Raw genomic sequence first — 19,946 nt, 5'->3', positions numbered from 1 at the left:
GAAAATTATATCGATGCGACAAGAATGGAGTCAAGAAAAGCATGCTCGAAAGATCGCTCCTCCCGGAATCTTGTTCATCGTCGGCGTTCCGATCGGACATCCGGACGATGTGTCGATCCGTGCCCTCACGACCTTACGAAAGGTTGCTCTCGTTGCAAGCAAAAATCCCCTCGCCACACGATCATGGCTGGAACATCATGGCCTTCATGTCACCTTAACCGCGTACGACCGGAACAATGCTGCTGAAAAGGTACCGATTCTCATCCAGCGCCTGATGCGGGGCGACCACATTGCGTTGGTGTCCGACTGCGGGATGCCGTTGGTGTTCGATCCTGGGAAGTTGCTCATCGCAGCGGCCGCCCGACATCACATTCAGATCTGCGTCATTCCCGGCCCCTCTGCCGTGACGGCAGCGGTGGTCGCGGCAGGAATGGACGGCGACGCATTTGTGTTCGAGGGGAGATGGGGCCGCAGCGGCTCACGTACGAGGATGACACGGCTCGAGGCCTTGCGTTCTGAGCCGCGCACCTTGGTGTTCTTTTTTTCGGGACAGGACCTTCGACAGATGCTGCCGTTGATCCATGACGTTCTGGGTGATCGGCGAGCGGTGTTGGTGCTGAACCTTACCAGCCCCGAAGAACAGGTCATCCGGGGCAGCCTGAGCGACTTTATCGCAACAATTCCTGGCGGCGACGACGTCCGAGCCACGCTGGTACTCGAAGGAAGGAGACGGAGGAATTGACGACCAAGGGAAGGAAGAAACGGTTAATCATCCTGTCGTTTCCGAATCATAACGCGATAGGATTGATTCTCGCGCTCTTGCGACAGAATGTCATGTCCCTCGTTGCTGACGCTCTGCGGGACGTTGCGGATGGGATCTCCCTCGTCCAAACGGACCAACAACAACTGTCCTGCCTCCATGGTTTCCAACTTCAACTTGGTTTTCACGAAGTTGTACGGACAAATCACACCGCGTAAATCCAATTCTGCGTCAGGTGGCGGAAGATTGACTGACGTCTCGGACATAAGCCTTTTGCACTCCTCGTAATAGCAGGATGATACCAAGCGCCCACACAGCGTACAACGACCTCTAGGCGATACCGAGCAAAGAAAAGCGGGGTGCCTCTTGCGAAGCACCCCGCTGAACCTACAGAGCTTGAAAAGAAACCCGAATTAGTTCAGCCCCTTTTGCAAGTTCGGCTTTGCAGCGTCGGTTCCATAGTCCGACTTGTTCTGGACCTTGGTCTCCGGAGCCACGGTCTGATAACCCCACCCTGGCTGCGGCTCGCAATTCCAGCAGGGAGCCGTCCCCGTGAATTCGCCGACACTGGTGGTAACTACGCCGCTATTGATCGTACCGGGCATCACGCCGCCGACCGGGCCACCAGTCACAGTGCCGGAGTTGGTTTCAATGCCGCGCTCGTTCGACGGGCTCGGACGCTGCCCCAATCCACCGAAACCAGCTAACTTCTCGTTACCGCGGAACAGATACACTTCGCGGACCAGCTTACGCCCAGAGCCGTAAATGCCGAGATCGGCTCTCTCGTTCGGTGCCTCAACAACCTGCACCGAGATGTCATCGCCGGCATTGAGTGACTTGATCTGGTCCAAGTTGGTGTGATTGTCGAAATACAACGTCAGTGAAGACATGGCCCCGGTTCCGGCCCGACCCTCATCGTGCGAACTTCCGCCGGTCTCCAGGTGCAATTTATGACCCGGGATGTCAATGCCCAGCACACGGCCGAAAACGGTCTCTGGCTGGGAGAGCCGTTCCATGAAAGCGTTGCGATCAAACGCCGCCGTACGGCCCGAGTTTCCGGACACATCTCCGACGCCGGCGCCGACGCCGAACCCTGACCCGGACGAGGACTGCGGCAAACGCTCTTGAGCGCCTGCAACACCCACGGAGCCGACCAAAAGCACCGCAGCTCCAAGTGCCAACACGTTACGCATGTGCTGCCTCCTTAGTGAGTTGTAAGTGATAAGAGATTGATAATGAACGGCGATGAACTAAACAGGCCATAGTAATTCCAACGCAATTTCGCGCGCACTATAGGACAAGGCCCACATCATGTCAAGAGGTTTTCGGAGCATCCATCCACATATAGTGTTCTATGACGTTGGCTGCCACTCCTCCCGGTCCATACCTTGCTCCGTTGCCTGATCACGCAGCTCTTCTTGATGGGAGATGAATCGCGCTAGACGATGGTGCCCAGAGGGAGGGTCGAACTCCCACTCTCTTGCGAGAACCGGATTTTGAGTCCGGCGCGTCTGCCAGTTCCGCCATCCGGGCACGTGTGCATCAAATTGTGATCCGAAACCTGAATCTCGGAGATAAGGACGCCATTTCTAACATGAAGCCTCGCAAGGGTCAATCGGCTGCTTCATCTCTCGCGCTCTTTTCTTCTCAAAACATCCTTTGTTAGAATGCGCCTTCGTTTTCAGACAACGACGAGATTCCAGCGAGGAGGGAAGTATGGCGGAAGTGCAGTGCGTCACATGCGGACAAACCGGCGAAGCCATTACAGGCATGCTGTTCCTAGGCAAATTGGAGGCCGAGATCAAGTCTAAGGTCTGCCAAGCCTGCTGGAAAAAATGGGAAGGCATGCGCGTGATGGTCATTAACGAATATCAGGTCAACCTGGGCGACGAAAGCGGTCGCGAACTCGTGAAGAAGCAGATGAAGGCCTTTCTGAAATTGGGGGAGCAGGCTGACACCTCGAAACTGGATCAAAACTATCGGCCGGCCGGATCATAACGCACGACAGCACCCCTGTGCCTCTTCGGCCATCGAATTCATTGACACTCGAATTTACGAAGTGCTAAAGTGCGCTATTCACGAGGGTTTTGAAAGAGCGCACGCAAGGACTATCTTGCCGTGATCACGCAAATGCAGGTCAAGGGGTTGATCTTCGACCCCTACAATAACGCCTATATCGTGGTGCTGCGAGACGAAGACAACTCGGATATGCTCCCGATTTGGGTGGGAAAATCCGAAGCCAGCGTCATCGGACTGGCTTTGGAAAGCGTCACGGCGCCACGACCCATGACCCATGATTTGATGAAGTCCTTCTTGGAAACCTTCGATGCCAAAGTGATCAGCGTCGTCATCACGGATCTGAACGACAATACCTACTACGCCAAAATCCATCTGATGTACGAAGACTCGGAGTACGCCGTCGACTCGCGGCCCAGCGATGCAGTCGCGCTGGCCCTCCGGACCCAGGCGCCGATTTTTGCGAGCGAGAAGGTCATCAAGAAACAATCGTCTGAAGAACTCGAACAGTGGCTTGAGAACCTCAAACCAGAAGACTTCGGCAAACTGGATAGTTGACGATGGAATCGGCCACTCCCAACCAGGCCTCTGAACTCGTGGCGCTTACCGTTGCGCAAGTACTCGACGACGGAAATACCGACACACGCATCGTCGTGCTCAAGAGCCATGACGGAACCGTCACGCTTCCAATTTGGGTTGGTTCGGCCGAGGGCAATGCCATCCGTCTGGCCATGGAACGGGTCGTCACTCCCCGCCCCATGAGCCATGACCTCATCAGAAGTTTCGCCGGCCACCTTGGCGTCCGCATTGAGCGAGTCATCATCACCGACGTAAAGGGTAGCACCTATTACGCCAGCGTCGCCTGTGCCTCGAAGGGTCTGCATCGAACCCTTGATGCCCGGCCCAGTGATGCGATTGCCTTAGCACTCCGTGCCGAATGCCCGATCTATGCGACACAGGATGTGCTCAATCGACGAACCGCTGTGCACTTGGACGCCTGGGTCAACAAGCTGGATCCCAAGAATATCGAACCCCAACAAGCGTGAGGCCTGACGCCGCGCGCACAAGACCCGTTCAGGAGTAGATGGAGATCATGACAAAAACGTATCTAGAGAAGCCGGCAGATGTGAAACGGAAATGGTTCCTGGTGGATGCTGAAGGGAAGACGCTCGGTCGGCTTGCGGCCAAAGTCGCGAGCGTGCTGCGCGGCAAACATAAACCGACCTTTACGCCCCACGTCGACACCGGCGATCACGTCGTCATCGTCAACGCTGAAAAGGTGCGGCTGACCGGGAACAAGATGGAAAACAAGACCTACTCCTACCATACGGGCTACCCAGGGGGCCTGAAGACCTTGACGGCCGAGCACATCCATAAGAAACAGCCGACGGAGCTGTTGACCAGAGCGATCAAAGGCATGTTGCCCAAGACTCCCCTTGGCAACCACATGGCCAAGAAGCTGCGCGTCTACGCGGGCGCCACGCATCCTCACCAAGCGCAGCAACTGGAACCCCTTTCGTTGTGACCATTATCCTGTGAGTTTGAGGACTGAAGGAGACAGCCGAATATGGCAGCACTGACACAGTATGCAACCGGGAAGAGAAAGAGCGCGATTGCCCGCGCGTGGGTAACCGCCGCCGCCGGCGACATCGTCGTAAACGAAAAACCACTCGAAACGGCATTTCCACGCCAAACCTTGCGGAACGTGATTCAGTTTCCGTTTGAGTTGGCCGGAGTGGCGGGAAAATATTCCGTGCGAGCGACCGTGTATGGCGGCGGTCCCGCCGGTCAAGCCGGTGCGTTGCGACACGCGATTTCGAAGGCGCTTGTCGTCATGAGCGCCGCCTTCCGCGGCCCCCTCAAGAAGGAAGGCCTCCTCACCCGCGACTCGCGCGTGAAGGAACGTAAAAAGTACGGCCAAAAGGGCGCCAGAAAGCGCTTCCAATACTCGAAGCGCTAGCACAGGCTTGGGGCACAGGGCTCAAAAGGGAAGGCTCCGCAGCCTTCCCTTTTTTTATGCGTGTCGACGAAGGGGTCCAGATCGGTTCGTGAGCTGTCAGGAGGAGGTCTATGGCACTGGTACGAGTAGCGGTGGCAGGAGCGAGTGGATACACGGGCGCCGAATTGGTTCGACTCTTATCCCAGCATCCCCATGTCACCCTGACGGCGGTGACTTCGGAAAAATCGGCCGGAATATCCGTGTCGTCGGTCTATCCGCACTTGCAGGGGATCGTCCCACTCACCTTCGAGGCTCTGGAGCCCAAAGCCTTGGCCGAGCGGGCCGACGTGCTCTTCCTCGCCTTGCCCCACACCAAATCCATGGGTCCGGTCGCAAGTTGTCTCCAAGCGGGTAAACGGGTCATCGACCTCAGTGCGGACTTCCGATTGAAAGATCCGCAGGTCTATGAAACCTGGTACCAGACTGCCCATACCCATCCAGATTTCATTCAGCAGGCTGTCTACGGACTGCCGGAGCTGCACCGCTCCGCGATCACACAGGCACGTCTCGTGGCCTCACCGGGTTGTTACCCGACGGCAGCCATTCTGCAATTGGCACCGCTGGTCGCGCACGGCCTGGTGGCGCAGGACTCCATCGTGATCGATGCAAAATCGGGAATTTCCGGTGCCGGAAGAAGCCCGGCGCTCCCCTACCATTTCCCGGAAGCGCACGAATCGTTGGAGCCCTACAAGATCGGTCGGCACCGCCACATCCCTGAGATCGAACAGGAATTGGGCGGTTTGGACCGTACCAAGGCCCCCGGCGGCATAACAGTGGCCTTCACTCCGCATTTGGTTCCCATGAATCGAGGAATCCTCAGCACCGCCTATGCACGTGTGAAGGGCACGATCGACCTGCCGGCTCTAAGGGCCCTTTATCGTGATTTCTACAAGGGCGAGCGATTCGTGCGCTTGCTTGACACCGCCATGCCGAACCCGCGCCATGTGCGTGGAGCCAACTACTGCGATCTGGCCGTGCACGCCGATACGCGCGCCGGCTGGGTAGTGACGGTGGCGGCGCTCGACAACTTGATCAAGGGCGCAGCGGGACAGGCGATCCAAGCCATGAATCTCATGCTCGGGTACCCGGAAGAGGCAGGATTGCTGTCGCCTGGCGTGTATCCCTGAGCGCTGATGTCATTCACGCGTCGGACACAAGCCAAAGGACGATCCATGCAGACCATCGCTGGGGGCATTACGGCGCCCCACGGATTTCTCGCAGCCGGCATCTACGCAGGCATCAAGAAGCAGGAGAAGCGACAGCTCGACCTGGCACTGCTGGTCTCGGAACAGACCGGCCCCATGGCTGGAGTCTTCACCACGAACCGCGTCGCTGCAGCGCCGGTGCTGCTGGACCGCCTGCATTTGAAAAAGGGCCTTGGGCGAGCCATCTTCGTCAATAGCGGCAACGCGAATGCCTGCACGGGTGAGCCTGGCCTTCGCGCTGCCAAGGAGATGGCGCAGCTTGTTGCGAAAGCTCTCGACACGGCGTCCCATACCATCTTCGTCGGCTCTACCGGCGTCATCGGCCAGCCGCTGCCGATCGATCGCATCGTGACATCCTTCCCCTCCCTTCTCACCCGCCTCTCGCGACGAGGCGGACGGGACGCAGCACGGGCCATCATGACCACCGACCTCAAACCCAAGGAAACGGCCGTTCGCGCGCGACTGGGCGGACGCCTGGTCACAGTCGGCGGCATGGCTAAGGGATCGGGCATGATCCATCCCAACATGGCCACGATGCTGGCCTATGTCACCACCGACGCCGTCATCGAACAGCCGTTGCTTCAACTGGCGCTTCGGCGAGCCGTCAACCAGTCTTTCAACTGCATCACCGTCGACGGGGACACCAGCACGAACGACACCGTCTTGTGCTTGGCCAACGGCGTGGCAGGCAATCGCCCGCTCCTGCGCGACACCCAAGACTTTGACACCTTCTGCGCCATGATCGAGGCCGTTTGCCGAACCTTGGCGCTCAAGATTTGTTGGGACGGCGAAGGTGTCACCAAGGTGGTGCAGGTCAAGGTGGCCGGCGCACGAACCATCAAGGCCGCGAAGCAGGTGGCCCAGACGGTCGCCACATCAAATCTTGTCAAGACGGCACTGTTCGGCGGTGACGCCAACTGGGGGCGGGTAATGGCGGCATTGGGCCGCGCCGGGGTGGCCATCGATCCGAATCTGGTCAGCCTTGACTTCGGCGGGGTTCCCATGGTGCGGCAGGGCCAGGGGCTGGGCGTCGAGGCGGAACGGCGCCTGAGCAAAGTCTTTCGGGCACGCGAGTTCACGATCCACATCGACCTGGGTCAAGGCAAGGCCGAAGCCCACATGTGGACGACGGACCTCTCGTATGACTACGTTCGGATTAATGCGAGTTACCGATCATAAAGATCGCGGGCACGGTTGCAATGCCAGGTGGATTGTGCTAGCGTCCATGCGTTTCCGGGCAGTGAACGGTTCGTCCCATCGTTCGTTGCGACAGGCAGTAGTCAGGGACATCTCGTCTAAATCCACACCAGCGTGATGCGCACGCTGCGCAGCCTGAGAATAAGGGGGCATGCCCCCTCGCCGTCGGCGTTGCCTCGGCGCTCTGCGGGCTTCGGAGGGAGGTGAAGGTATGGGAGTTGTTGCGATCAAAGAACTATTGGAAGCGGGTGTCCACTTCGGGCACCAGACCAACCGCTGGAATCCGAAGATGAAGCGATTCCTGTTCGGTGAACGAAACGGCGTCTATATCATCGACTTGCAGCAGACGGTCGAGCGCTTGGAACAGGCCTATGCCTTTGCACGCGACACCGTGGCGGCCGGTGAATCCGTCTTGTTCGTCGGCACGAAGCGGCAAGCCGCGGAAATCCTCGAAGAGGAAGCCAAGCGCGCCAACCAGTTCTACATCAATCAGCGCTGGTTGGGCGGCATGCTCACCAATTTCCAGACCATCCGCCGCAGCATCGACAAAATGAAAAAGATGGAGGCGACCCTCGCCGATCCGTCTCACCAGGGGCATACGAAAAAAGAACTGGGGCAGATGCAGAAGGAAGTCGTGAAGCTCCAGAAGAACCTGTCCGGCATTCGGAACATGCGCGCCCTCCCCGGTGCCGTGTTCGTACTGGATACCAGGATCGAGCACATTGCCGTCCTCGAGGCCAGCCGCCTCGAGATTCCGGTCATCGCCATTGTGGACTCGAATTGCGACCCCGATCACATCCAGTTCCCGATTCCCGGCAACGACGATGCGATCCGTTCCATCAAGCTGATCATTTCCAAGATAGCGGACGCCTGCCTGGAGGGGGCGCACCTCCGAACGCAACAGGAAGAGACCGAGTTTGCAGCGGCTCAGGCTCAAACCCCTGGAGGTAAACCGGCCGGGAACCTAGCCGGCGTCTCGGCGGCATCCTAAGCGCCCCAGGGCAGCATGTTCTATTCGATTCAATTGAGGAGTCCATGGCAAGTTTAAGTGAGCTCGTGAAAGAATTGCGTGAGAAGACCGGCGCCGGCATTCTGGATTGTCAGAAAGCATTGTCGGAAAACGGAAACAGCATCGAAAAGGCGATCGACTACCTGCGACAGAAGGGTTTGGCCGCTGCGCAAAAGAAAGCCGGTCGGGAAACCAACCAGGGTTTGATCCATGCCTATATCCATGCCGGAGGCAAGATCGGCGTCCTCATCGAGGTCAATTGCGAAACCGATTTCGTGGCCCGGAACGAAGGCTTCAAGGCCTTTGTGAACGACCTGGCCTTGCAAGTGGCGGCCTCGAGCCCCTCCTACGTCCGACGGGAAGAAATCCCCGCAGCCGTGGTCGACAAGGAACGCAGCATCTACGAAGGCCAAGCGAAGGAACTGGGTAAACCGCCGGCGGCATGGCCGAAGATCGTCGAAGGAAAGCTGGAGAAGTTTTACCAAGAGAACTGCCTACTCGAGCAAGCGTTCATCAAGGATCCGGCCATTACGATCAAGGACCTCCTGGCGCAGCAAATCGCCAAGATCGGTGAGAACATGAACATCCGCCGGTTTACGCGCTTCCAACTAGGCCAAGCATGACTGCTGCCCGATACCGCCGCATTCTGCTGAAAGTCAGCGGGGAAATGTTGGCCGGTGAGCAGGGCTATGGCATCCAACCTTCGATCCTCGAAGGCCTGGCGGAAGAGATCGCCGATGTCGTGGCCATGGACGTGGAAGTGGCCGTCGTCATCGGCGGCGGAAATATTTTCCGCGGTTTGGCCGCGAGCGCGCGAGGGATGGAGCGGGCCTCCGCCGACTACATGGGCATGTTGGCGACCGTGTTGAACGCCCTGGCACTGCAGAATGCCCTCGAGAGCAAAGGGGTCAGCACCCGTGTCCAGTCGGCGATCGAAATGCGGCAACTGGCGGAGGGATACATCCGGCGCCGTGCCATCCGCCATCTTGAGAAGAAGCGCGTGGTGATTTTCGCCGGCGGAACCGGAAACCCCTATTTCTCGACCGACACGGCTGCGTCGCTCCGCGCCATGGAAATCGGAGCGCAAGTCATCATGAAGGGCACTAAGGTCGATGGCATCTACGACAGCGACCCGGTTCAGAACCCACAGGCCAAGAAGTACAACGAGATCCCCTTTCTTTCGATTCTCAACCAGAATCTGAAGGTGATGGACTCGACGGCGATCAGCCTCTGCATGGACAACCGGCTCCCGCTGATCGTGTTCAATCTCAAGGAGAAGGGTAACTTCAAGAAGGTCGTTCAAGGGGATCCGATCGGTACGCTGGTGACGGTAGGAAGCCGCTAAGGAGAGGGCGATGTCGACGGCACAGGCGGTCAAGCAAAAGGTGACGGAAAAAATGGAGCACGCGCTTGAGCACCTGAAGCGCGACTTGGCCGGACTGCGAACCGGACGCGCGTCGGTCGCGCTGCTCGACGGAATCAAGGTCGACTACTACGGCACCTTGACGCCTTTGAAACAGGTGGCCAATATCGCCACGCCGGAGGCGCGCCTCATCACGATCCAACCGTGGGAGCAGAACCTGATCCGTGAAGTGGAAAAAGCCATCCAGACGTCGGACCTCGGGTTGACCCCGTCCAATGACGGCAAGTTGATCCGCATCCCTTTGCCGCCCCTGACCGAAGAGCGTCGGAAAGACCTCATCAAGGTTGCCAAGAAACACGCGGAAGAAATGAAGGTGCAGATCCGCGGCTTCCGTCGAGACGGAAACGAAGAACTCAAGAAGCTGCAGAAAGACGCGAAGCTCACCGAGGATGAATTGCGCAAGTCGGAGACCGAGATCCAAAAGCTGACCGACCAGTTCGTCCAAAAAATCGACGAAGTCATGAAGAAGAAGGAAAGCGAAATCCTCGAAGTCTAGCCTCCTTTCACCGCCGCGACCACCCGCGTGCAGAACCCCACACCTACTCTCCCAACCTCCGTCACCATTGATCTGGGGGCCCTCGCCCACAACCTGGCCCAAGTGCGACAGCGTGCCCCTAGGAGCGAGGTGTTAGCCGTCGTCAAGGCTGATGCCTACGGCCACGGCGCCCTTGAGATCACGCGCGCGCTACACCACCTGGGCGTGCGACGGTTCGGCGTGGCCACGATCGACGAAGGCATCAGCCTCCGTGAGGCCGGCATCTTGGATTCCATCCTGGTCATGGGGCCGACCGTCGCCGCGCAGTTCCCCGACCTCATCGCTCATCAGCTCACCCCGGTGCTCTACCGCGCGGACCTGATCCGAAGCTTTGCAGCCGCCGTCGGATTCTCCGACTCAGGCTACACGGTGCATGTTAAAGTGGACACGGGCATGGGCCGCTTGGGAATCGCCCCCGAAGAACTGGCCACGCTGGTCGCCGCGACGGAGTTCCAGAGTCCGCTCCGCCTCGGAGGCCTCATGACGCACTTGGCCGATGCCGACAATTATGACGCCACGGAAACCGAAGCCCAGCTCGCACGCTTTCAAGCGGCATTGACGATCCTGCACCAGTCCGGAACTCCCTGTCCGCTGATCCACGCCGCCAACAGCGCCGCGATCATCCGGTTTCCCAAGGCCCATTATTCACTCGTGCGACCGGGCATCATGCTCTACGGCTACCACACCATTGCCGATGCGGGCTCGGCTCCCGAATTACACCCCATCCTCACCTGGAGAGCGACTATCGCCCACCTTCGCACCCTACAGGTCGGCGACAGCGTCAGTTACAATCGCACCTTTATCGCGTCACGTCGCACGCGCATCGCCGTCCTGCCGGTGGGATATGCCGACGGATACAATCGGCTCCTCTCGAACAAGGCCTCGGTACTAATCAACGGCCGACGCGTGCCCGTAGTCGGTCGAATCTGCATGGATATGACCATGGTCGACGTCACCGACATTCCCGGCGTGGAAATCGGACAGGAAGCCGTCCTGATCGGAACACAAGGCGAGCAACGGATCACGGCGACAGACCTCGCCGCATGGCAGGAGACCATTTCCTATGAAGTGCTCTGCGCCATCGGTCCTCGCGTCATGCGTCGGTATCGATCAGATCCTGGCGACAACCGGGAACAGAGTCCGAGAACGGGCGATTGAGCCACGCCCAAGAGCAGCCATAAGGAGCAAATGCTTCATGCGATGAAACCTACGATCTCCTCATGGTGCGGCATAGCGTTTCTTGGAATGGGCTGCGTCGCCGGCGCGACGGCGGCTTCGCCCGATACGCCCCATCATGCGCCACCTGCTGTCTCGCATGTGGGCATTCAGATTCCGATCCCCCTGGCTCCCCTTGCCGGCCTCTACGCAGGCCTGCACCAACCGGGTTCGGCCTCTCGACCTGACGGCCGCGAGTGGGTTTCCTTGGGAGGAGGCACGGGGTTCTTGAAATATCGCCTCTGGCCCGGAGACCATGCCGCCACCATTGCCGAAAACCGGCTCTCGTCGCAGGCATCGGTGCCGTTCGGCGTGGAGTATGCCAAGCAGGTGAACGGGACAATCACGCCCATCGCGGAATGTGGGCAAAGAGCTACGGCAGCCGGAGCCGGTCAATTATTCGTGCAATACGCCACCGGCTTTACGCAAGGACGCAACTACACCCTCGTGCCGTCCAGCACCATCACGGCCGTCGATCCGAAGCAGCCCTGCCTCCTCTCGACCCAAGGGGTCGATGCCGCGCCCCTGATGGCGCGGATCTATCGGAGCGACCTGCAATTACAGTTGCAAGCCACCGATCGAAAGGCCGGAGCGCTCGGCAACATGAAACCAGCCATGTCCCGCGTCTGGGCGGATTTCCAGGAGCCTCTGTTGCTCAACAAGGACCAGGCCCTCTGGCTACTGCTGAATCCGGAATCCGTCGGAACGGGCGGCATCACGACGGTCTCAGACAACCTAGCGGCAACCTTCGGCATCACCGCCAGGCCGACGGTCGTCCGTGGCTCCAAATCATCAACCAGAAGCCTTTCCCTGCCCGACCCGCAGGATCGATGGAGAGACGAAGGATTCCACGTCTCATTCCCGGTGGAAGTCCCGATTGAGGAAGCCAATCAACGGTTGCGCGAAACGGTCGTCGGCCGGCAGTGGTCGCTGGGCATCGGCGTCATCAAGGTCACCGACGCCACACTTTATCCGGTGGGCTCACAGCTGGGGGTCGAACTGGTGCTGCGGGGGCTCTTACCGTTGACGGTGCACCTCCAAGGCACACCGATCTACGATGAGGCGCGGGGTGACATTGTCTTTCGAGATTTCAATTACCGCCTCGCGGAGCGGACACCGGCCACCGACCTCGCAGAAGAGTGGTTGCACGACTTTCTGCGCGACGAACTGGCCGGACGGCTGGCGATTCCCATTCGCGACGAGCTGGACCTCATGCGCCAGGCGCTGGAGGAGGGATTGAATCGCGATTTGAGCGGAGGCCACCTGCAGGGGACGGTGCAGACGCTTTCACTGGAGGAAGTGGCGGTTCAGGCAAAGATGTTGTCGATTCGTTTCAAAACCGACGGCAGCCTTCGGTATGTCGTCCATGCGAACGCCATCGCCCCCTAGATCGACTGACCCCATTACCGCTTCAATTTTCGCTTCAGGCGCGACTCGACGCTTGCCACCTTGCCCTCGATCCTTCCCTTGGCGCCCTTACGATAATCGACCTTGATGCTGCAGGAGATGCGGTTACAGTCTTTCTTCATGCGGGCGTAGCATTGCTGCACGACCGCAAACACCTCGTCCCACTCCCCTTCCAACACGGTCCCCATCGGGTTCAACCGGTACGCCACGCCGCTCTTGTCGATAATGTCCAGGGAGCGCGCGACATATTTGCCGACACTTTCGCCCTTGCCCAAAGGCGACATGCTGAATTCCAGTAGCACCATACTCGCCGAACTCCTTTCCTACGTCGTGGATGCAGGCGTGGCGGCTGCCTGCTGACCGGCTCGGTAGTCCAACCAGACCTTGGGATACTGCACCTTGCCCAGAAACCGAAACCCGTCCAGCGCCTCATGGAGCATGGCCCGACGCTTCTCCGCATCCGGCTCGTTGGCCTTGCACTGCTCGCGCAGCTTCCCGAGCCACTCGACGAAAGCCGCGAACTCGCCGTCCAGAATGCGTTCCAAATCTTCCTTCATGAAGCCGGACAACGCCGGTGCTTGCCCGCTCGTGCTGATCGCCACCCGCAAGTGCCCGCAGGCGACCACGGCCGGCATGACCACGTTCGACAGTTCGGGCTGGTCGATGGACCAGACGAGAAACCGTTGCGCCCGGGCCAAGGTGATCAACGCATGCGCCAACTCACGATCACCACGGATCGTGTTCAGCACCAAAATCACACTCTCCAAGTCGTTGGCACGAAAGTGCCGGCCGCGATGGATGATCTTCGCGGACGCCGCTAACTTGCGGAGCGCATCGTTCAACGTCGGGTTGATGACCGTGACCTTGGCGCCGGCCTCCAACAGTCGTTGCGCCTTCTCCGCCGCCTCATCGTCGCCGCCGATGACCACGACCGGCCATCCTCGCACATCGAGTGAAATTTGAAATCCAGAATTTGCAGCCATCGTCCTGATCCTCCCACAAGCCGCTCAGCGGAAAGCCCGTATCATACAACAGGCGATTTCTGAGGGTAAACCCGCTTGCGCCATTCCCCTTTGCCTCTGGAGCTGGGTATAATGCGCGCGCGGGCGGACGCAAGGGTTCGTGCCGTCGACGGTGCAAGCAAAAGGAGCGACTGGTGGGTGGATATACAGGACGATCCCTGGCCATGGCCGGAGGGATCATCGGCATCGCGGCCTTGGCCGCCTACTTCGGCATCGCCCATATCGGAGAACCGGACCAAGGCGGCGGGTCCATCGCCGGGGAAGTCACGATCGCCCCGAACCTGGCCGATCAGGTCAAGCCGACGGACACATTATTCGTGATCGTGCGACGGCCGAGCGGTCCTCCCCGTCCGATCGCCGCGAAACGGATCGACGCCCCGAGATTTCCGGTTCAGTTCGAAATCACCAATGCGGATGTCATGGTGCAGGGAACCGAACTCAAAGGCATGGTGGACGTGATCGCACGCGTGGACCGGGACGGCCAAGCCGGTCAACCGCAACCGGGCGATATGGAGGGGCGTTACGCTAAAAACCCGACGTTGCCGGGCGGACGTGACGTGAACATTACGATCGACAAGTTGTACTAGGAGTCGCTAGGTCTCCGCCGGGTCAGCGTCCAACTCCATGTTCCAGTAGAGATAGTCTCTCCAGCTTTCCGGCGTATTCCGGATGCCGATAGTGATGGTGACGGTGGGGCTCCAGCGCGGTTTCACGGGCTTTTTGATCAGCCGCATGTTGGCTTCATCGGGCGTACGCCCGCTCTTGCGGTTGTTGCAGCGCCAACAGGCAGTGACGATGTTTTCCCACGTTTTCCGGCCGCCCTTCGCGATGGGCACCACATGGTCGAAGGTCAGCTCCTCGGTGCGGAATTTGTGACTGCAGTATTGGCAACGGTACCCGTCGCGCGTGAAGATGTTGATGCGGGAAAATTTGACGGCCCGATGGCTGTCCTTCAGCTTTACAAGCTTGAGCAATCGCATGACGGAGGGAAGCTTGATCGAGAGGGAAACGCCGTGGATCTGGCGATCGTAGACTTCAAGGACCTCGACCTTCCCCTGCCAGAGCAGGGTGATGGCCTTCTGCCAGTGCAGGACACGCAACGGTTCATAGGTGGAGTTGAGCAACAGGGTGAGTTCCATAGCGGCTCCGCGTTTCTCCTATGAGTGCAGTGATATGACGGTCGACACAAAGACTGGCGGCGCGGCTTCCTTCCCTACAAAGAATCTCCCACATTAATGCCATATGTCGCCAATAAAATCAAGCGCTTAGGACCTGCTCGCACCATGGACCCAATATCTGACCAGACCGAATCAGCCTGTGCTTCGCAGAAGGGCCCACTCGATATGGACGGCGGCTACATTACCGTCGCACAGGTCGATCAAGTTCCACCCGGCACCTGCCGCACCGTGGAAGTCGAAGGCATCGCCCTCGCGCTCTGCAATGTGAACGGAACCTTTTGGGCGGTAGACAACGCCTGTCCGCATGCCGGCGGACCGTTGGGAGAAGGCAGGGTCGTGGGCGAATCGGTCCGTTGTCCCTGGCATGGATGGCGTTTCAACCTCAGAACCGGCGAACGTCCGGAGAATCCGGAGATTCGTGTCGCCTGTGTCGAGGTGCGGGTGGAAGACGGCAACGTGCAGGTGAAGGTTCCGATCACATTGTAGACAGGCCCGGAACAGCGCCGGCAGGAGGGGCGCTCCGCCCAGGTCCCCGATCCGGCCCCTCCGGCATCAGGCCGTCCGCCGGAAGCGACGCGGCGTTCACCCGTTTGGTTACCAGGTCCACGTGCCAGATGAATTCCCGCTCGAACCACTGCGTCGTCCCCTGTTCACGCATGTAGATCCGTACCTCATAGCGCTGCCCCTCTTGCTTGATGACCTGCCACTCCCCAAGTCGAAGGCCGAGGTTCCGTTCCTTCTGAAGGCGAACCCGTTCGTTGAACGCCTGGAGAATCGTGGGGTATCCCGCTGCGCGATGGGTCTGCACCAGGGCCAACGCTTCCGCCGCTTGCGGGTCCAAGACCGGATTGATGGTCGGAGGCTTCATCCACCAATAGAGAAACACCCCGCCGATCAGGAGCAGCAGGATTCCGTAATGTAGGACTTTACTCATGAACAAAACCTGTCATCGTCGTCGATCGTCAAAGTCGGCCATCATAAGTGGCGGCCGAGGCACTGTCAATGTAACCGGCGGAGGCCTCCGTGCTTGACAATGCCGCGCGGCGCTGTGGTACAAGTACCGGTCATCCATGCGAACTAAACGGAGCACCAGCCGTCGATGAAGGTCTTCTTTTACGCAGATAACTTGAATCCTTCACAACTCAAGCGTCGGGCCCCCGAACACAAGTTCTTGTTCACGGCCTATCTCCCCGATCACAACATCCGGTTTTGTCGATGGTCGACGCAGTGGCGTTGCGGGTTGGCCAGCGTCGTTCCCTCTCCCGGCGAAAAGGTCTGGGGCGCCGTCTTCGAAATTACCGACGAAGATCTCAAACTGGCCGACGAATTCGAGGGGGATGTCCCGGAAGGAGCCTACCGCCATCTGCCCGTCACCGTCGTGACGGAGGAAGGCGAAAAGCTGCTGGTCACCACCCACGCGGCGGCGCCCATCGGAAAGTTCAAGCCGAAGGAACACTACATCGATTGGGTCCTCAAGGGGCTCAAGCACTGGAAATTGCCTGAAGAATGCATCGAGGAATGGCAAGCCTATAAGCCGCAGTAGCCCACCCGCTCGTCGGCAACCATCCATTCATTCACATAGAGGTCACCATGCCGAAACCGAAATATCACATTCTCGTGTGCACCAACGCCCGCCCACCCGGTCATCCGAAACCGTCTTGTGGCGCACAGGGGTCAGCCCAGCTCCTGATGGCCTTCAATATGGGACTTATGCAGCGCGGCATCATGCCAGGCGAAGTGCTCGTGACCGGATCTTCTTGCCTGGGCCCTTGCGAACAGGGGCCGACGGTCGTCGTGTACCCCGAGGGCACCTGGTATTCCAAGGTGACCGAAGCCGACGTGGCCACCATTCTCGATGAGCATATCAAGGGCGGCAAACCGGCCCAGCAACTGAACCCCGACGCCGTCTGGGGCTAGGACCGCGCAAGCCCGTTCACGACCGTGGCACATTCGACACCCCATGAACACAAAGCCCATGCACCTCGCAGCATCGGGTGCATGGTCATCACCTGCAGCGATACGCGGACACCCGACACCGACGGAAGCGGCCGATTGATCAAGGACCTGCTGCAACAGCAAGGGCACCAGATCGTGGCCTATCACCTGGTGAAGGACGAACCGGCCGACATCACCGCACGCATCCGCGAAGCCCTACAGAGCGACGCGATTCAGGCCATTATCGTCAATGGCGGAACGGGCATTTCCCGGCGCGATTCGACGTTCGAAGCGGTGGATGGATTGTTGGAAAAACGATTGGATGGGTTCGGCGAGATCTTCCGTTACCTGACCTACCAAGACATCGGATCGCCGGCCATCATGACACGGGCGACCGCCGGCATCGTGAAGGGCCGCATTCTCTTCTCCACCCCCGGTTCAGAAAATGCCGTGCGTCTGGCGATGGAGAAACTCATCCTTCCCGAACTCGGGCACCTCGTCAAAGAACTGACTAAGTAGCGGCCGTCCAGCACGGTCACGGGACGATGGTGGACGGCCCTTTTCATCATCAGTCAGTCTTGCCCGATCTTCGGCTCGGAATACCCCTGATTCGTCGAAATCTTTGACTGGGCGTACCGCTTGTAGAACAACAGCAGATCCCGCACGGACACCACCCCTACCACCGATCCTCCCTTCGTCACGGCCAAGTGGCGGACGCCGAGATCACCCATCATATCCTGGGCATCATCGACCGAACTGTTACTCTCGATGGTGCAGAGCGGCGTACTCATGATCTTGTCGACGGTGAGCTTGCCCAGGTCCTTGTTGCCCGCCAGCGCCTTCCGTACCACATCCGTGTCCGTCACGATGCCGACGTGGTTCTTCCCGCGCTTGATCAACAGCGCCCCGACACGCAGGTCGCGCATTTTCTTGGCCGCGCCGCGAATCGAGGTAGAAGGCCCCACGCTTTTCGGACTCTTGTTCATGATCTGCGCAACTGTCGCCATGTCATATTCCTTTCTCTCGATAAAGACGAATCAATGAAGCAACGGTGATCCTACACGCTCAGCACGATCTTACCAAAAAACGTTCGCCCGAGGAGATACTCCTGAGCGGCGCGGGCCTCCGCCAGCGGAAACACACGATCGATCACGGGCCGCAATTTCCCCACGCCGACCAGCCTAGCCGCCTTAAGCAGTTCGCCCTGAGATCCCATATACGATCCCTTGATGGTGAGTTGCCGCGAGTACACATAGCGCAGGTTCAGCGCCACATCCGGGCCCGTCGTCGCCCCGCAGGTGATCAACCGACCGCCCTTCGCCAGGGAATCCACGCACTGCGCCCACACGTCCGGCCCGATATGTTCGATCACCACATCCACGCCACGGCGATGGGTCAGCTCCCGCACCCGCTGATTCACCTGCTCGCGTGAGTGATTGATCACCTCGTCGGCGCCGAGCGCCTTCGCCTTGGCGACCTTGTCGTCGCTGCCCACGGTGGTGATGACCCTGGCGCCGGCCAATTTGGCCATCTGCAGCGCCATATGTCCCACCCCGCTGCCGGCGCCCATGACCAAGACCTCTTCGCCCGGCCGCACCTCGGCCAGCGCGAACAGCATATGCCAAGCCGTGACCGACACCAGCGGAAAGGCTGCGGCCTGCTCGAACGAGAGATCCCCTGGAATGGGAAAGACGCTTCGCGCCGGCACCTTGACGTACTCCGCATACCCGCCATGGCACATGGCTCCGATCAATCCATATGCGCGGCACCTGTTGTCCTGCCCGGCGAGACAGTGCTCGCAATGCCCGCAGCCGACGCCGGGAGACACGTAGACCCGGTCGCCCACCGCCGCCTGCGCGGCATGGTCACCCACCTGTTCAACGATCCCCGCAATGTCCGAACCGGAGATGTGCGGGAGCGGCATAGGATAGGCCGGGCTCCCCTGCCTGATCCAGACATCGAGATGGTTCAGCGCGCAGGCCTTCACTCGGACCAGCACCTCATGCGGGCCGATCGTCGGCGTGGGCATTTCTTGATATTGCAATTTGCCCGGCCCACCATGCTCGTGAAACACGACCGCGTTCATCGTCACCCACCTTGCGGCACACCGCTAAAACGTCAGGGCCCCTTCCACCACCATCACCGCCTGTCCCCCGACCCGCACTCCCTGAATCATATCGTCGTCGGAATCGACCTGAATCAAGATACGCGAGGGTCGATCGATCTCGTATCCCTGCTCGGCGGTGATCTCGCTCACCGGCCCGATGTCCACCACTCCCTGTTGCACTAAGTAGGCACCCAAGGCCCCGCTAGCGCTGCCGGTGGCAGGATCTTCCACGATACCGATCATCGGCGCGAACATCCTGGTGTGCACGGTGGACGTCTGCTCCACCGTCATCGTGCTGAACACCATGATGCCGTTCGCTCCATACTGTTGGGACAATTCGGCAATGGCGGCCACATCGGGCACGATCGACCGCACCGCCGTGAGTGTCCGCACCGGCACGATGATGACGGGCAACCCCGTGGAGACTACCTGAACGGGAACGCGTGTCTCGGTGATCAGGGCCTTCGTAATCCCCAAAGAGCGCGCGATGGAGAACAACGCCTCCGGCTCATCGATCACGTCGAGAAATTGAGGCGTCGGCTGCGACATCACCACGCGTTCCACCACGCCGCTGCGGGCATGGATCTCGACTGGAAAGAGCCCCAAGTTGCATTCCTGCATCACCGTCGTCACCGGCTCCTTGAGCGCCAAGCGCTTCAAGGTGCCAAGGACGAAGAAGGTGCCGATCACCGGATGACCGGCAAAGGGAATTTCCTGGGTGGGGGTAAAGATGCGGATCTTGACGACGGCAGCCGGGTCGGTCGGCGGGAAGACGAAGACGGTTTCGGAGAGGTTCATCTCCCGAGCGATCTGCTGCAGTTCGACATCGCTCAGCCCCTCGGCATCAGGGAACACCGCCACCGGGTTGCCGCCGAAGGGTTCGTCTGTAAACACATCAGCCTGATAGAACTGCAGTCGCCGCTCCTCCGCCATTCGCC

The 19,946-nt window shown here is 59.5% G+C and carries 28 protein-coding genes and 1 tRNA gene; 19 read left to right on the top strand and 10 right to left on the bottom strand.

Annotated elements, in window-relative coordinates:
- Positions 1–13: 13 nt before the first annotated feature.
- On the top strand, positions 14–742 hold the full coding sequence (locus HRU82_19410; GenBank protein ID QOJ36983.1) for a 16S rRNA (cytidine(1402)-2'-O)-methyltransferase: 729 nt from the start codon (positions 14–16) through the stop codon (positions 740–742).
- A 23-nt stretch (positions 743–765) separates the two neighbouring features.
- Here HRU82_19410 and HRU82_19405 read toward each other — a convergent pair whose 3' ends face one another.
- The 3 genes from HRU82_19405 to HRU82_19395 all read right to left on the bottom strand — a co-directional run bounded on the left by HRU82_19405 (position 766) and on the right by HRU82_19395 (position 2,293).
- Entirely contained in the window at positions 766–1,026 is a 261-nt protein-coding gene (locus HRU82_19405) for a sulfurtransferase TusA family protein (protein QOJ36982.1), read from the bottom strand.
- Positions 1,027–1,173: 147 nt separating this feature from the next.
- Positions 1,174–1,953, bottom strand: a complete 780-nt coding sequence (locus tag HRU82_19400) for a hypothetical protein (protein ID QOJ36981.1) — start codon at positions 1,951–1,953, stop codon at positions 1,174–1,176.
- Between the two features lie 253 nt (positions 1,954–2,206).
- Positions 2,207–2,293 (bottom strand) — tRNA-Leu (locus HRU82_19395).
- Between the two features lie 183 nt (positions 2,294–2,476).
- On the opposite strand from HRU82_19395, the gene HRU82_19390 reads away from it, so the two are divergent.
- From HRU82_19390 to HRU82_19330, 13 genes are all read left to right on the top strand, one after another.
- Complete coding sequence (locus HRU82_19390; protein QOJ36980.1) at positions 2,477–2,758, top strand: Fe(2+)-trafficking protein; 282 nt, start codon at positions 2,477–2,479, stop codon at positions 2,756–2,758.
- A gap of 120 nt (positions 2,759–2,878) precedes the next feature.
- Entirely contained in the window at positions 2,879–3,334 is a 456-nt protein-coding gene (locus HRU82_19385; GenBank protein QOJ36979.1) for a bifunctional nuclease family protein, read from the top strand.
- Between the two features lie 2 nt (positions 3,335–3,336).
- A complete protein-coding gene (locus HRU82_19380) occupies positions 3,337–3,822 on the top strand; it encodes a bifunctional nuclease family protein (protein ID QOJ36978.1) in 486 nt (161 codons plus the stop codon).
- A 47-nt stretch (positions 3,823–3,869) separates the two neighbouring features.
- Positions 3,870–4,301 carry a 50S ribosomal protein L13 gene (gene rplM, locus HRU82_19375; protein QOJ36977.1) on the top strand — a complete coding sequence of 144 codons (432 nt, stop codon included), beginning with the start codon at positions 3,870–3,872 and terminating at the stop codon, positions 4,299–4,301.
- Positions 4,302–4,343: 42 nt separating this feature from the next.
- Entirely contained in the window at positions 4,344–4,736 is a 393-nt protein-coding gene (gene rpsI / locus HRU82_19370; GenBank protein ID QOJ36976.1) for a 30S ribosomal protein S9, read from the top strand.
- Between the two features lie 110 nt (positions 4,737–4,846).
- Positions 4,847–5,902 (top strand): N-acetyl-gamma-glutamyl-phosphate reductase, encoded by a 1,056-nt coding sequence (locus tag HRU82_19365; protein QOJ36975.1) that lies wholly within the window; start codon positions 4,847–4,849, stop codon positions 5,900–5,902.
- Between the two features lie 45 nt (positions 5,903–5,947).
- On the top strand, positions 5,948–7,159 hold the full coding sequence (gene argJ, locus HRU82_19360) for a bifunctional glutamate N-acetyltransferase/amino-acid acetyltransferase ArgJ (protein ID QOJ36974.1): 1,212 nt from the start codon (positions 5,948–5,950) through the stop codon (positions 7,157–7,159).
- A gap of 229 nt (positions 7,160–7,388) precedes the next feature.
- Positions 7,389–8,168 carry a 30S ribosomal protein S2 gene (rpsB, locus tag HRU82_19355; GenBank protein ID QOJ36973.1) on the top strand — a complete coding sequence of 260 codons (780 nt, stop codon included), beginning with the start codon at positions 7,389–7,391 and terminating at the stop codon, positions 8,166–8,168.
- Between the two features lie 44 nt (positions 8,169–8,212).
- Positions 8,213–8,809: a translation elongation factor Ts gene (gene tsf, locus HRU82_19350; protein ID QOJ36972.1), complete on the top strand. Its 597-nt coding sequence runs from the start codon at positions 8,213–8,215 to the stop codon at positions 8,807–8,809.
- Positions 8,806–9,531, top strand: coding sequence for a UMP kinase (locus HRU82_19345; GenBank protein QOJ36971.1), 726 nt, complete (start codon positions 8,806–8,808; stop codon positions 9,529–9,531). The genes tsf and HRU82_19345 overlap by 4 nt, the downstream gene beginning before the upstream one ends.
- 10 nt (positions 9,532–9,541) lie before the next feature.
- Positions 9,542–10,105: a ribosome recycling factor gene (gene frr / locus HRU82_19340; GenBank protein ID QOJ36970.1), complete on the top strand. Its 564-nt coding sequence runs from the start codon at positions 9,542–9,544 to the stop codon at positions 10,103–10,105.
- Between the two features lie 27 nt (positions 10,106–10,132).
- Positions 10,133–11,302 carry an alanine racemase gene (gene alr, locus HRU82_19335; GenBank protein ID QOJ36969.1) on the top strand — a complete coding sequence of 390 codons (1,170 nt, stop codon included), beginning with the start codon at positions 10,133–10,135 and terminating at the stop codon, positions 11,300–11,302.
- A gap of 42 nt (positions 11,303–11,344) precedes the next feature.
- Positions 11,345–12,748, top strand: coding sequence for a DUF4403 family protein (locus HRU82_19330; protein QOJ36968.1), 1,404 nt, complete (start codon positions 11,345–11,347; stop codon positions 12,746–12,748).
- A 14-nt stretch (positions 12,749–12,762) separates the two neighbouring features.
- Here the strand turns inward: HRU82_19330 and HRU82_19325 are convergent, their stop codons facing one another.
- On the bottom strand, positions 12,763–13,071 hold the full coding sequence (locus HRU82_19325) for an MTH1187 family thiamine-binding protein (protein ID QOJ36967.1): 309 nt from the start codon (positions 13,069–13,071) through the stop codon (positions 12,763–12,765).
- A gap of 18 nt (positions 13,072–13,089) precedes the next feature.
- Positions 13,090–13,749, bottom strand: coding sequence for a bifunctional precorrin-2 dehydrogenase/sirohydrochlorin ferrochelatase (locus HRU82_19320; GenBank protein QOJ36966.1), 660 nt, complete (start codon positions 13,747–13,749; stop codon positions 13,090–13,092).
- 173 nt (positions 13,750–13,922) lie between these two features.
- Here HRU82_19320 and HRU82_19315 point away from each other — a divergent pair, with 173 nt between their 5' ends.
- Positions 13,923–14,375: a hypothetical protein gene (locus HRU82_19315; protein QOJ36965.1), complete on the top strand. Its 453-nt coding sequence runs from the start codon at positions 13,923–13,925 to the stop codon at positions 14,373–14,375.
- Positions 14,376–14,381: 6 nt separating this feature from the next.
- Here HRU82_19315 and HRU82_19310 read toward each other — a convergent pair whose 3' ends face one another.
- Positions 14,382–14,927: an HNH endonuclease gene (locus HRU82_19310; protein QOJ36964.1), complete on the bottom strand. Its 546-nt coding sequence runs from the start codon at positions 14,925–14,927 to the stop codon at positions 14,382–14,384.
- Between the two features lie 204 nt (positions 14,928–15,131).
- Between HRU82_19310 and HRU82_19305 the strand changes: the two genes are divergently transcribed.
- Complete coding sequence (locus HRU82_19305; GenBank protein QOJ37275.1) at positions 15,132–15,452, top strand: Rieske 2Fe-2S domain-containing protein; 321 nt, start codon at positions 15,132–15,134, stop codon at positions 15,450–15,452.
- Here HRU82_19305 and HRU82_19300 read toward each other — a convergent pair.
- Positions 15,442–15,900: a hypothetical protein gene (locus tag HRU82_19300; protein QOJ36963.1), complete on the bottom strand. Its 459-nt coding sequence runs from the start codon at positions 15,898–15,900 to the stop codon at positions 15,442–15,444. The genes HRU82_19305 and HRU82_19300 overlap by 11 nt on opposite strands.
- Before the next feature lie 165 nt (positions 15,901–16,065).
- Here HRU82_19300 and HRU82_19295 point away from each other — a divergent pair, with 165 nt between their 5' ends.
- The 3 genes from HRU82_19295 to HRU82_19285 all read left to right on the top strand — a co-directional run bounded on the left by HRU82_19295 (position 16,066) and on the right by HRU82_19285 (position 17,420).
- Positions 16,066–16,509, top strand: a complete 444-nt coding sequence (locus tag HRU82_19295; protein QOJ36962.1) for a gamma-glutamylcyclotransferase — start codon at positions 16,066–16,068, stop codon at positions 16,507–16,509.
- A gap of 47 nt (positions 16,510–16,556) precedes the next feature.
- Positions 16,557–16,883, top strand: a complete 327-nt coding sequence (locus HRU82_19290) for a (2Fe-2S) ferredoxin domain-containing protein (GenBank protein QOJ36961.1) — start codon at positions 16,557–16,559, stop codon at positions 16,881–16,883.
- A gap of 81 nt (positions 16,884–16,964) precedes the next feature.
- A complete protein-coding gene (locus HRU82_19285) occupies positions 16,965–17,420 on the top strand; it encodes a MogA/MoaB family molybdenum cofactor biosynthesis protein (protein ID QOJ37274.1) in 456 nt (151 codons plus the stop codon).
- Positions 17,421–17,473: 53 nt separating this feature from the next.
- Here HRU82_19285 and HRU82_19280 read toward each other — a convergent pair whose 3' ends face one another.
- The 3 genes from HRU82_19280 to HRU82_19270 are packed head-to-tail and all read right to left on the bottom strand — an operon-like array spanning position 17,474 to position 19,941.
- A complete protein-coding gene (locus HRU82_19280; protein ID QOJ36960.1) occupies positions 17,474–17,908 on the bottom strand; it encodes a CBS domain-containing protein in 435 nt (144 codons plus the stop codon).
- A gap of 50 nt (positions 17,909–17,958) precedes the next feature.
- Complete coding sequence (locus HRU82_19275) at positions 17,959–18,987, bottom strand: zinc-binding dehydrogenase (protein ID QOJ36959.1); 1,029 nt, start codon at positions 18,985–18,987, stop codon at positions 17,959–17,961.
- 24 nt (positions 18,988–19,011) lie between these two features.
- The gene (locus tag HRU82_19270) at positions 19,012–19,941 is read right to left on the bottom strand and encodes a PhzF family phenazine biosynthesis protein (protein QOJ36958.1); all 930 of its coding nucleotides are present in this window, start codon (positions 19,939–19,941) and stop codon (positions 19,012–19,014) included.
- Between the last annotated feature and the right edge of the window lie 5 nt (positions 19,942–19,946).

This window comes from Nitrospira sp. (assembly GCA_015709715.1).
Taxonomy (GTDB): Bacteria; Nitrospirota; Nitrospiria; order Nitrospirales; family Nitrospiraceae; genus Nitrospira_A.
The sequence above is the reverse complement of the archived record's forward strand: the minus strand, read 5'-3'. Positions and strand labels throughout refer to the sequence as shown.